The organism is Marinobacter fonticola, assembly GCF_008122265.1.
Lineage (GTDB): Bacteria > Pseudomonadota > Gammaproteobacteria > Pseudomonadales > Oleiphilaceae > Marinobacter_A > Marinobacter_A fonticola.
In genome coordinates this window covers 675,175-687,431 of the sequence record NZ_CP043042.1, presented here as the reverse complement: position 1 = coordinate 687,431, position 12,257 = coordinate 675,175, and the positions used below count along the sequence as shown (strand labels likewise).

9 protein-coding genes are annotated in these 12,257 nt (G+C 59.6%); 5 read left to right on the top strand and 4 right to left on the bottom strand.

The window, feature by feature from the left end:
- The first annotated feature begins 243 nt into the window (after positions 1-243).
- The gene (locus tag FXO11_RS02975) at positions 244-1,350 is read left to right on the top strand and encodes a histone deacetylase family protein (protein WP_148861507.1); all 1,107 of its coding nucleotides are present in this window, start codon (positions 244-246) and stop codon (positions 1,348-1,350) included.
- 6 nt (positions 1,351-1,356) lie between these two features.
- Here the strand turns inward: FXO11_RS02975 and FXO11_RS02970 are convergent, their stop codons facing one another.
- Positions 1,357-2,880 carry a YifB family Mg chelatase-like AAA ATPase gene (locus tag FXO11_RS02970; RefSeq protein ID WP_148861506.1) on the bottom strand — a complete coding sequence of 508 codons (1,524 nt, stop codon included), beginning with the start codon at positions 2,878-2,880 and terminating at the stop codon, positions 1,357-1,359.
- Between the two features lie 79 nt (positions 2,881-2,959).
- Entirely contained in the window at positions 2,960-3,220 is a 261-nt protein-coding gene (locus tag FXO11_RS02965; RefSeq protein WP_148861505.1) for an accessory factor UbiK family protein, read from the bottom strand.
- Between the two features lie 325 nt (positions 3,221-3,545).
- Between FXO11_RS02965 and glnK the strand changes: the two genes are divergently transcribed.
- The 3 genes from glnK (at position 3,546) to FXO11_RS02950 (ending at position 7,967) form a co-directional block, all read left to right on the top strand.
- Positions 3,546-3,884, top strand: coding sequence for a P-II family nitrogen regulator (glnK, locus tag FXO11_RS02960; RefSeq protein ID WP_004578958.1), 339 nt, complete (start codon positions 3,546-3,548; stop codon positions 3,882-3,884).
- Between the two features lie 77 nt (positions 3,885-3,961).
- Positions 3,962-5,233: an ammonium transporter gene (locus FXO11_RS02955; RefSeq protein WP_148861504.1), complete on the top strand. Its 1,272-nt coding sequence runs from the start codon at positions 3,962-3,964 to the stop codon at positions 5,231-5,233.
- 310 nt (positions 5,234-5,543) lie between these two features.
- On the top strand, positions 5,544-7,967 hold the full coding sequence (locus FXO11_RS02950) for a penicillin acylase family protein (protein WP_168203118.1): 2,424 nt from the start codon (positions 5,544-5,546) through the stop codon (positions 7,965-7,967).
- Positions 7,968-8,077: 110 nt separating this feature from the next.
- On the opposite strand, the gene FXO11_RS02945 is transcribed toward FXO11_RS02950, so the two are convergent.
- Together FXO11_RS02945 and speE are read right to left on the bottom strand one after the other, a co-directional pair.
- Positions 8,078-9,118, bottom strand: coding sequence for an AraC family transcriptional regulator (locus tag FXO11_RS02945; RefSeq protein ID WP_148861502.1), 1,041 nt, complete (start codon positions 9,116-9,118; stop codon positions 8,078-8,080).
- 95 nt (positions 9,119-9,213) lie between these two features.
- Positions 9,214-10,074, bottom strand: a complete 861-nt coding sequence (gene speE, locus FXO11_RS02940) for a polyamine aminopropyltransferase (RefSeq protein ID WP_148861501.1) — start codon at positions 10,072-10,074, stop codon at positions 9,214-9,216.
- A 247-nt stretch (positions 10,075-10,321) separates the two neighbouring features.
- On the opposite strand from speE, the gene speA reads away from it, so the two are divergent.
- Positions 10,322-12,232 carry a biosynthetic arginine decarboxylase gene (gene speA / locus FXO11_RS02935; RefSeq protein WP_148861500.1) on the top strand — a complete coding sequence of 637 codons (1,911 nt, stop codon included), beginning with the start codon at positions 10,322-10,324 and terminating at the stop codon, positions 12,230-12,232.
- Positions 12,233-12,257: the final 25 nt, after the last annotated feature.

Sequence of the window (12,257 nt, the reverse complement as noted above, 5' to 3'; positions counted from 1 at the left end):
TCTCGTCTTCGATCTGCGGAAGGTTTCAAAGTGTATCAAAGGTTACGCGGAGAGTGAGCGTTGGACCATTCGCGAGTCTGTCGCCTCCGGCGCCTGAACGTTCGTCGATAAATGGCTATGCTGGGAGAGCGGCTCGATAATTGGCATGATACGCCGTAGAGTTCATTCGTTGACTTTCGGTCTCGCTAACGGCCAACGAATGAGCCCGAAAGACTCTAAGGAACCTCTGATTAAGGCTAACTCATGGAAGTCCAACGCAAGGTCACTGTGTTCTACGATGAACGGGTGCTGGCCCACGCCCCGGACACCGAAGCCGCCTTTCTACCGGCGCGTCTGGATCGCCGCATCCGGCAGATTCTATCGTCCCTCAACGTGCCGTGGAAATATCCGGAGCACCCTGGCCGCTTGACGGCCATTATGCAGTACCTGGAGCAACACCCGATCGCCGGACTGCACGTTGCCGCGGGCAAGGCCGCTACCGCCGAGCAACTCGGCCGGGTTCACACATCGGCCTACCTGGAAGATATCTACAACCTGCGCGGCAAGAGCGCCTGGCTGGATGTGGACACGACGGCGGTCTCGCCCGGCAGTATCGATTCGGCCGAGGTCGCCGCAGGCACCGCCATCGCTGCCGTGGAGAGCGTGGCCTCCGGCGAATCGGAAACGGCCTTTGCCGTGGTCCGCCCACCCGGACACCATGCCGAGCCGGTCAGGGCACGCGGTTTTTGCCTGTTCAACAATGTGGCCGTGGCGGCCGCCCATGCCCAAGCGGAGCTGGGTTTCCAGCGCATACTCATCATCGATTGGGATGCCCACCACGGCAACGGCACTCAGGATATATTCTGGGCTGATCCCGACGTGCTCTTCTTTGACCTGCATCGCGCTTCGCCTTTTTATCCCGGTACCGGGCACCTTGAGGATACCGGTGCCGGGCTGGGCGAAGGCACCACCGTCAACGTGCCGCTGCCTGCCGGAACGGGTGACGCGGCCTACCTGAAGGCGTTTCGGGAAATCCTGGAGCCGGCCGCCGAATGGTTCAAGCCCGATATGATTCTCGTGTCGGCCGGCTTTGACGCCCACTGGATGGACCTGGCGCTAAACGTCTCCTACGAAGGATTCGGCGCCATGGCTGCAGCCGTGCAGCAAATCGCACGACGGCATTGCGACGGACGACTCGCCTTTGTCTTGGAAGGCGGCTATAACGTTGAATCCCTACCCAGAGGCGTACACGCCGTCCTCAATGTATTGGCAGGCGCTGACCCCATCGAGCCGGGCGTATGCGGATTTGCCGAAGTGGAAGCCGCTGGCCAGTTCCATAGAGACGCCTTTATTCCGCCCGAGGATGAATAAAGCGGCTTACGCCGTCGAAACCCCGGTTTGGGCTCGACGGCGATCCAGCTTGCGGTAACCCAGCGCCTCTACCAGATGTCCCTGCTGCAAATGCTCGTCGCCGGCCAAATCGGCCAGTGTTCGCGCCACCCGAAGGATGCGGTGCAGCGCCCGTGCCGACAGCCCCAGCTTTTCCATCGCCTGGGCCAGCATGCGCTGACCCGCTTCTCCGGGGCGGCAATAGTGATCGAGCGCATCGCCGCTGAGATCGGCATTGAGCATCCCACGGGCGGCCTGCCTTTCCCGCGCCTTTAGTACCCGTTCGCGGACGGTTCGGCTATCGATGGGTGCCGCCTCCTGTCGCAGCAGGATCTCGCCGCTTTGGACCGGCACTTCAACATGCAGATCGAACCGATCCAGCAAGGGACCCGAGAGTTTGGCCTGGTAGCGCGTTACATGCTGAGGCGTACACTGACAGTCGATGCTGGGATGCCCAAGATAGCCGCAGGGACAAGGATTCATCGCCGCGATCACTTGAAAGCGGGCCGGATAGGTCACTTGCTGGGCGGCACGGGAAATCACGATTTCACCGGACTCCATCGGCTCACGCAATACCTCCAGCACTTTGCGGTCGAACTCGGGGAGCTCGTCCATGAAAAGCACGCCCCTGTGCGCGAGGGAAATCTCGCCTGGCCGGGGCGAACTGCCACCCCCTACAAGGGCCACCGCCGAGGCCGTATGGTGCGGTGAACGATAGGGTGGCCGGCGCCAGCTACCCGGATCGACAGCCTCTCCCGCGACGGATCGCACGCTGGCAACCTCCAGCGCGGCCTCGTCGGACATGGGCGGCAGGATGCCGGGCATACGGCTAGCCAACATGCTCTTGCCGGTACCTGGCGGGCCAAATAAAAGCAGGTTGTGCGAGCCCGCGGCGGCAATTTCCAGCGCCCGCTTGGGCACATGCTGACCGCGCACATCGCGAAGATCCGGGCAGCCCTGATCGAGGGGCGGCTCCGGGCAACGCGCCAACGGGGGCAGCCGCTCTTCGTCGCACAAATGGGCGACGACCTTGAGCAAGTGATCAGCGGCATAAACGTCGTCAGCGGCGGCCAGGCCCGCCTCTTCGGCGTTTTCCATCGGAACCAACAGCGACCGGCCCGCATCCCGGGCGGCCATGACCGCCGGCAGAACCCCTCGCACCGGGCGCAGTGCGCCGTCGAGGGCCAGTTCGCCAATGCATTCAAGTCCTTGAAGACGTTCAGACGGTATCTGGCCGGATGCCGCCAGGATACCCAAGGCGATGGGAAGGTCGAAACGACCGCCCTCCTTGGGCAGATCGGCGGGGGCCAAGTTGATGGTGATCCGGCGGGTGGGAAATTCGAAGCCGGCATTCATCAGCGCACTTCGAACACGATCCTTGCTCTCGCGCACCGCGGTTTCAGGCAAACCGACGATGGAGAGGGATGGCAGCCCGTTGGATAGATGAATCTCAACGGTAACCGGCGGTGCCGACACGCCCAGGCGGGCGCGGGTATGAACAATGGCAAGCATAACAACCGTCCATGGTATGAATGAGTGGCGAAATCGTTCGATGGCGTCCTGCCATCGGTGGCTATTTACAGTTTTCGGATCAGGCCTTCGGATCGTCCAGTCTGCGCTCCAGTTGCGCGACCTGCTTCTCCAGCGCTTCGACTTTCTCCCGCGTGCGCATGAGTACCGCCTGCTGGGCATCGAACTCTTCCCGGGTCACCAAATCCAACTTACTCAGTACCGTCAGTACCGTGGCGCGGGCATGCTGCTCAAAGTCCTCACGCGCTGCGCGGGCCATGTCAGGCACGAACTGACCGAACTGTCCCTGGAGTTGTGCAAAGATATCCTGCGGTGTTTTCAATTTGTCGCTCCACGGGTCCCAAGGAATGAAAGGAAAAGTGTACCATAAACGGTGTGATGCGCAGCCCACTCAGGCACGCACCGAAATGGCGCACCAAAACGGTTCGCAACGAAACACGGCGCACCGATGTAATGCGCCCGGGTGATCCAAAACAGGGCCACTCGACCATACAGTATTGTTTTATTAGGTTATTTTTGCGTTGGCACACACGATGCTTTAAGCCTCGTACGCAATCCGCACAGCTGTGTGCGAGGTGGCAGCATCCCGAGCTCAAACCCTAACCCATACCGAGAAAGTTTGAGACGGCATTACCAAGGAGACAGCAATGAAACTTGTGACAGCGATCATCAAGCCTTTCAAGCTGGACGATGTCCGCGAGGCATTATCCGAGATAGGCGTTCAAGGCGTGACCGTCACTGAAGTCAAAGGCTTCGGACGGCAAAAGGGGCACACCGAGCTTTATCGGGGTGCGGAATATGTGGTCGATTTTCTGCCCAAGGTCAAGGTTGAAGTTGCTATCGGCGACAACCTGCTGGATCAGGTCATCGAATCCATTACCAAGGCGGCCAACACCGGCAAGATTGGTGACGGCAAGATCTTCGTCACCGAACTGGAGCAGGCCATCCGGATTCGGACCGGAGAGACCGGAGAAGAAGCCGTTTAAGGCCCTCCCGATCCTGTAGAAAACGCCAACGCAAAAAACCTATTCATCCTTGAAGAGCCTTGTGCGGAGGGCTTCATATGGAAAACAATATCTTCCATTTGCAGTACACTATAGATACCTTTTATTTCCTTGTATGCGGCGCATTAGTCATGTGGATGGCAGCAGGCTTTGCCATGCTGGAGTCCGGACTGGTACGCGCCAAGAACACCACTGAGATCCTCACCAAAAACGTCGCCCTCTACGCCATCGCCTGTATCATGTACATGGTTTGCGGCTACGCCATTATGTATGGCGGCGGCATTTTTCTTTCCGGCATGAGCGAGGTTGACGTCGCGGGCGTGCTGGGCGATTTCGCCGGCCGTGAAGACGGCTTCGAAGGCGGTTCCATTTACTCGGGTGCGTCCGACTTCTTCTTCCAAGTTGTATTCGTCGCTACGGCGATGTCCATCGTTTCCGGTACGGTTGCAGAGCGCATGAAACTCTGGGCCTTCCTGATCTTTGCCATTGTTATGACCGGCTTTATCTACCCGATGGAAGGCGCCTGGACCTGGGGCGGCGCTTCCGTGTTCGGCATGTACACGCTTGGCGACCTGGGCTTCAGCGACTTCGCCGGCTCCGGCATCGTTCACATGGCGGGCGCGGCGGCTGCCCTGGCCGGCGTTATCCTGCTTGGCGCCCGTAAAGGCAAATATGGCCCGAACGGCGAGATCCGCGCTTTTCCGGGCGCCAACCTGCCGATGGCGACGCTGGGCACCTTCATCCTGTGGATGGGCTGGTTCGGTTTCAATGGCGGTTCGGTGCTGAAACTGGGCGACATTTCCAGCGCACATTCCGTTGCCATGGTCTTCCTCAACACCAACACAGCCGCTGCCGGCGGCGCTGTCGCTGCGTTGCTGACTGCACGCCTGATGTTCGGCAAAGCCGATCTGACCATGCTGCTCAACGGTGCCCTGGCTGGGCTGGTGACCATCACCGCTGAGCCGTCGACGCCGAGCGCACTGACCGCCACTCTGTTCGGCGCTTTGGGCGGTATTCTGGTGGTGTTCAGTATCGTCACTCTGGATAAACTGCGCATCGACGACCCGGTCGGCGCCATTTCCGTCCACGGCACCTGTGGCCTGCTGGGGCTGCTGCTAGTACCGGCAACCAACGGCGACGTCAGCCTGACAGGCCAGATCATCGGCGCCATCACCATTTTTGTCTGGGTCTTCGTCGCCAGCATGGTCGTGTGGGGCATCCTCAAGGCGGTTATGGGCCTGCGGGTCTCCGAGGAAGACGAGTACGAAGGTGTCGACCTGTCCGAGTGCGGTATGGAAGCCTATCCGGAATTCGTGAGCGGCAAACAGTAAGCGCCCGCCACCGAAAACGAAAGGCGCCTCCACGGGGGCGCCTTTTTTTGTTCGCCGGGTCACATCCTGATCAACTGGGTTCGAGACACCGCTCCAGCCCAGCAAGTGGCGCAGACGGCTTGGCAGCGCCGTTGGGAAACACGCGTGATCCTTCAGGTTTTACACGTTCAGACAATCGCCGCTATCCGCTGTCGTCTCAAATCAATTGCTGGCGTCTGCAATCAACGTCGCCCCAGCCAATATCTGTCACTATTCTGTTGTTAAGGCCTGCCCGTGGCCAATGCTCAACAAAAACAACAGGAGAAAAAACATGAACTGGGGCACTCGTCTCATTCTGTCCACCGCCTGCGCCGGATTACTGGCGGGTTGCGGAGATGACTCATCCGATAGTTCATCATCCGGCGGTTCCGAAGGAGCCGGCGAAGTCAGTTTTAACGCCTCTATCGCCCGTACCACTCACGGTACAGCTCACATCACTGCGGACAATTATGGTTCTCTGGGCTTTGGTCAGGGTTACGCCTTTGCCGAAGACCGCTTCTGTACCTTGATGGACCAGATCGTCAAAGTGCGGAGTGAACGCGCCAAGTACTTCGGACCCGACGATGACAATATCGCGGAAAACGGTCCTGGACACATCGCCTCCGATATCAGCTATCTGGCAATGGATGTCCAAGGGCGAGCAGTCGAGCAGGTCGCGCAACTCGACAGTAATACCAAGGCGATGCTCAGCGGCTATGTCGCCGGCTTCAACGCCTACCTCGACGAAACCGGTGCCGCCAATCTACCGGGCGATTGTGCCGGCGAGCCCTGGGTTTCACCCATTGCCGATACTGACCTGATGGCCTACTACCTGGACTTGGCCACCCTAGCAGGTACCCGTCAGTTACTGCCTGCGCTGGCCAACGCCAAGCCACCCGCTTCAGCGATGGTAATGACCAATCCCCTGGGCGATGATTTCAAGGTCGTCAAGGATCACGCCAGTAACGGTATTGCCATCGGCCGTGACCTCAGCGCGGGTGAAGGCGGCGTCCTGCTCTCCAACACCCACTTGCCGTGGGAAGACGAACTGAAGTATCACGAAGTCCATCTCACCATTCCGGACGAGCTCGACGTGGTCGGCGTCAGCCTTTCCGGCGGCCTCGGCGTGCAAATTGGTTTCAACCAGAACATGGCCTGGACGCACACCACGTCACCGTCAAATCAGTTCGTGATCTATCGGCTGACCCTGGCGGCGGACGATCCCACGGCTTATATGGTGGATGGCGAGAAGAAACAGATGGTGGCCCGGGAAGTTTCCATCGACGTAGCGGGCCTTGAGGCACCGTACACCCAGACGGTCTACAGCTCCGAATTCGGCCCCATTCTGCAGGCGCCGAGTCAGGGATTGGCCTGGGACAACACACAGGCCTTCGCCATCCACGACCCAAACATCGACAATGGGGCTTTCCTGGCCACTTTCCTTGAAATGGCTAAAGCTCAATCGGTGCGTGAACTGCGCCAGGTCTTCCTGGCCAATGGCGGCGTGCCCTGGAACCACACCATGGCTACCGACAGCAGCGGCGAAACCCTTTACGCCGATACCACGTTCGTACCCTTCCTGCTACCGGGTGTGGAAACCGCTTATCTGGATGCCGCGCTGACGCCCGAAAACGAGTCTGAGAAGGCCGTTGCAGGTGCATTCCAATCCGGCATCGTGCTGATGGACGGGTCCCGTTCGATCACCAAGCCAGTGGTGGTACCAGGTGTCCGGGTTAAAGGCTCGATCCCCTTCGAGAAAGCGCCCTACACGTTCCGCACTGACTACGTGATGAACTCCAACGATAGCTTCTGGCTGCCCAACCTCGACGAAACCCTGGAGGCCTTCTCCCGCTTGTACGGCGATGCCGGTGAAATGCCTCGCAGCTTCCGTACGCGCATGGGACTCACGCAGATCGAGGAACTCGCTCCAGACACGGTCACCAAAGAGTCTCTGCAGGACTTGCTGTTTGCCAACAGATCCTTCACCGAGAATCTGTGGCGGAGCGATCTATGCACCGACGCTCCAGCCACTCTCGATGAGGCCTGCGGCATCATCGCCAACTGGGATGGCAGATATAACCTGGCCAGCCACGGCGCAGCCCTATTCCGTGAGGCGCTGACCGCTGTTAAAGCTCTGGAGGTCAATGGAGAGATCGATGGCACACAGATGTTCGCAACACCTTTCGACCCGGCCAGCCCGCTCAATACCCCGAGTGGTCTGACGCCGGAAGGCAAGGCCCTGCTGCAGAGCGGACTCACGGACGCAGTCGATCGCCTGAGCGCCCAGGGACTTGAGCTCGATGTTGCTCTAGGCGACGTTCAATTCACCAAAAAAGGCGACACTGTCATCCCCATCCACGGTGGCCTGCAAAAGATCGACGGTGCCTTCAACAAGGTGGAATACCGCGGCAACCCAGCGATGTACACATCCACCCTGCCGCAAATGGACCGTGCGCCGGTGGTCAACGAACCCACCAACCTGACGGAAGAGGGCTACCTGATCAACTACGGCGCCTCCTACGTAATGACGGTGGAATTCGGCGACGACGGCCCGAAAGCGGATGCTCTGCTGACCTACGGCCAGAGCAACCATACCGGTTCACCTTACTTCAAAGATCAGACCGAGCTGTATAGCACGCAAACCTGGCGCCCTGTGCCGTTTACAGCCCAAGCGGTGACTGACGCCACGGTGTCCGAAAAGACGGTGCGCAACTAAGCCGGAATACGAGTTCGCGAAGAAAATTAACGTTCCGATGAGCCGCTGTGCGGTGTGATTGCCCTCATGCGTGAGGGTGATTACACCGCCACAGTTCATGAGCATTCGTTTTAGGGCTGGCCATCCTCGCCGGTCCTTTTTTGCTGGTACTGGTTTTGCCGGTACTGGCCCGGCGTTAGCCCGAACACCCGGCGAAAGGCGCGGGTAAAGCTGGCCTGGTCGGAGAACCCAGTCTGCTCGGCGACTTGCCGGACCGGTAGAGTGCTCCGCAACAAGCGCTCGGCGGCTTCCCCCACTCGAATCTCTCCGACCCGCTGACGGAAACCCAGTCCGTGCCGTTCCAATTGCCGTTGCAATTTCCGTGGTGACACGCCTAACCGCTGGGCCACTTCCGGCAACGTGGGCACCCGGGGTAGAGAGACACGGACGATGGACGCCAACTGGGCATCCAGTGATTCTTTCCCATAGCCTGATCGGGCCGCCGCATGATCGGACAAGCCCAGGCTGTCCGGCCACGGAGCCCGGACGCCCGCAACGCCTAGCGGCAACGACAGCACTTTTTCCGACACATACACTCCCGTGGTATCGGCACTGAAGTAGCAGGGCACCTGCAAGTCTTCGTAACAACGGCAATGGGAAGGACGGGGATAGGCAAAGTGGGCGTTGATGCCGCGTCCCAGCGGCACCCGTAAGCGGGCCAGATTCTGCAGGGCAGCGGCCACAATGGCTTCACTGAGGAACCAGACCATGTATTCCGGCAAGCCCGGCTCCAGCAATACCCGAAGATAGTAGCCACTACCTTTCTCTACCGCCAGCCGGCTCAGCCGGGACATGCCGTCGTAATGCCGGGCAAACAGTTCAATGCCTTCCGCGACCGTCGCCTGAGCCCCAGCAGCGTATCCCAGCATCCCAAAATCGGACAATTGCAGATTACGGCCATAGCCCAGCCCTACCCCCGGATCGTCCGTGCGATCGATGGCAAACCGCACCAACGCGAGATAGACCGCCTCACTCAAGAAAACATCATCTCGCAGCATGACCTCTGGTGGCAATCCGACCGCCGTGATGATTTCCGGCAACGGAATCTGCCGATGGTCGACCAAGTAGGCAACGACCCTCTGGGGAAAATGCGATGGCATTTCGGCGGGCATGACATTCTCTTGTTATCGTTACTTTACTCTGCGCCGGTGCATTAACGGGCACCACAGTCACGAGCGGCGCCATACAGCGCCGCCTCGCCATTCACTTAGTCTTCCAGCAAATCCCGCATGAATTGGGGCTGGGCCAGGGCGCCGTTGTGGATCGCCTCGTTGTAGTAGCGCGTGACGAACGGCCGTTCCGCGGCATCGGCTTCACGAAAATAATGCAGCGGATTCTCCTTGCTGGCCATGGTGCAACTCCACCAGCCGGTGGGATATACCGGTTGCGGGAACGGCAAGGTCACCACGTGATCCAGACCCGCCTTCTTCATATCGGCGTGAATGCCTTTGATAATGGTGTCCGCGTGTAGCAGGGGCGATTCACTCTGCTGCACGATGATGCCGCCCTCACGCAGAGCCAACATGCAGTCGCGGTAGAAATCCAGTGCGAACAGGCCCTCGGCCGGCCCCACCGGATCGGTGCTGTCGATAATGATCAGGTCGATGCTGTCCGGATCGGCATCGCGGATCCATTGGATACCGTCGCCGAAGAAAAAGTTGGCGCGCGGGTCCTCGTTGGATTCACACAGCTCCGGAAAATACGTCTCGGCCATGCGCGTGACCCGTTCATCGATTTCCACCTGCCAGGCTTCCTCGATGTCCGGATGCTTGAGCACTTCGCGCAGCGTCCCGCAATCGCCACCGCCCACAACCACGACCTTGCGCGGTGATTTATGGGTGAACAGCGCCGGATGCGTCATCATCTCGTGATAGAGGAAGTTGTCGCGTCCCGTGAGCATGACGCAACCGTCCAGAACCATCAGGTTGCCGAAGGTTTCCGTCTCGTAGATTTCCAGCTTCTGGTATTCGGTCTGCTCCTCGTGCAGCTTTTTTTTGACTTTCAGGGAAAACGCGGTGCCCTGATCCTGGAAAATCTCGGTAAACCATCCTTCATTGAGTGCTGACATCGCGTAACTCCTCTTGCCCGGTCATTCGATAAGTCGTTGGTTGGCCAGCGAAGATGGCCTTCTTTGATGCGGGAATTGTAGAGTGACATTGTTGCTCGCAGAAGCCCAAAAATACAGGCGATCTTCCGTAATTGCCGAAGCTGGCCACGTGAATGCCCGCAGTTGGCAGCCGTGGGCATGGCAGAATGCTTTCAGTGATCCCGCCGCATTCTTTACAATGGCGGCCAACCTACGAAACGGACCCGCTATGACTGATTCATCCGGCGCTCAAGCCCACCAGGTCTACAATATTGCCCATTGGGGCGATGGCTACATCGATATCGACGCCGCCGGCGACGTTCTGATACGCCCGGACCGGGGCCAGAGCGGAAGCCCGATCAATCTGCCGGACCTGACTCGCGAACTGCTGGAACAGAAGATTCAGCTACCCGTCCTGGTGCGCTTCAGTGACATCCTTCACGACCGGGTCAACAACCTGTGCAATGCCTTCAATAAGACGGCACAGGACCACGGCTACCAGGGCCGGTATACCGCGGTCTACCCCATCAAGGTCAACCAGCAGCGCCACGTCGTCGAGGAGATCACCCGCGCCGAGCCCGCCGCCAGCGCGGGCCAGATCGGTCTTGAAGCGGGCAGCAAGCCCGAGCTGATGATTGTGCTCGCGCTGTCGCGCAAAGTCGGTTCCGTCATCGTCTGCAACGGCTATAAGGACCGCGAATATATCCGTCTGGCACTGATCGGCCAGAAGCTGGGACACAAAGTCTTTATCGTGGTGGAAAAGCAGTCGGAACTGCCTGAGATCCTGGAAGAGGCGCGCAAGCTGGACGTTAAACCGTTGATCGGGGTGCGCGCCCGGCTGGCCACCATCGGCAAGGGAAACTGGCAGAATACCGGTGGCGAGAAATCCAAATTCGGCCTGTCCGCCAGCCAGGTGCTGGACGTCGTGAACAAACTCAAGGCTGCCGACGCACTGGATTCTCTGCAGTTACTGCATTTCCACTTGGGCTCGCAGATCGCCAACATCCGCGACATTCAAACCGGCCTCAAGGAATGCGCCCGTTTTTACAGCGAGCTCTACCACCTGGGGGCGCCCATCGGTACCGTGGATATCGGCGGAGGCCTGGGCGTGGACTACGAGGGCACCCGTTCGCGCAGCAGCTGTTCGATCAATTACAGCGTCGGCGAATACGCCTATAACGTGATCCATACGCTGCAGGCGGAGTGCGATCGCGCCGGCATTCCCCATCCGGACCTGATCAGCGAATCCGGGCGCGCCCTGACGGCCCACCATGCGGTGCTGATCACCAACGTGATCGACCAGGAGGAGCCACCCTACCCCACACCCGGCGCGCCCGCGGCGGACGCGCCGGCGCCGCTGCATGACCTGTGGCGCGACTTCGGCGATCTTCAAGCCGTGGACCAGAAGCGCTCGCGACTGGAGATCTACCACGACGTTATGCATGCCATCAGTGACGTACATGCGCTTTTCGCCCATGGTCTGCTCACGCTCGCTCACCGGGCAGACGCGGAAGAACTCTATACCGCCTGCTGCCGCACCCTGCGGGATAAGCTGGATGCCGGCAACCGGGCTCACCGGGAAATCGTCGACGAGCTCAACGAGAAGCTGGCCGAGAAGCTATTTGTCAATTTCTCGCTGTTCCAGTCCCTGCCGGATGTTTGGGGCATTGACCAGATTTTCCCCGTGTTGCCCATCTCCGGCCTCAACCAGCCGATCCGTCGCCGGGCGGTGATCCAGGACATCACCTGCGACTCCGATGGCCGTATCGACCGCTACGTGGATGGCCAGGGCCTGGAAACCACCCTTCCCTTGCCGGAAACGCCGGCGGGCGAGTCCATGTTGATCGGTTTCTTCATGACTGGCGCCTACCAGGAAATTCTCGGCGACATGCATAACCTGTTCGGAGATACCAATTCGGTGGACGTGAGTAGACGCGAGGATGGCAGCTACCACATCCGGCATCTCGTAGAAGGCGACACCGTGGCCAAGATCCTGCGCTACGTGAACTTCGATCCGGAGGCCCTGCGCCAGATCTACCGCGCCAAGTTCGAAGCCAGTAATCTGACGGCTGAGCAGCAAGCCGCGCTGGCTCGCGAACTGGAACAGGGACTGGAAGGCTACACCTACCTTGAAGATTGAGACGGGCCGGCCGTTGCGTGATACG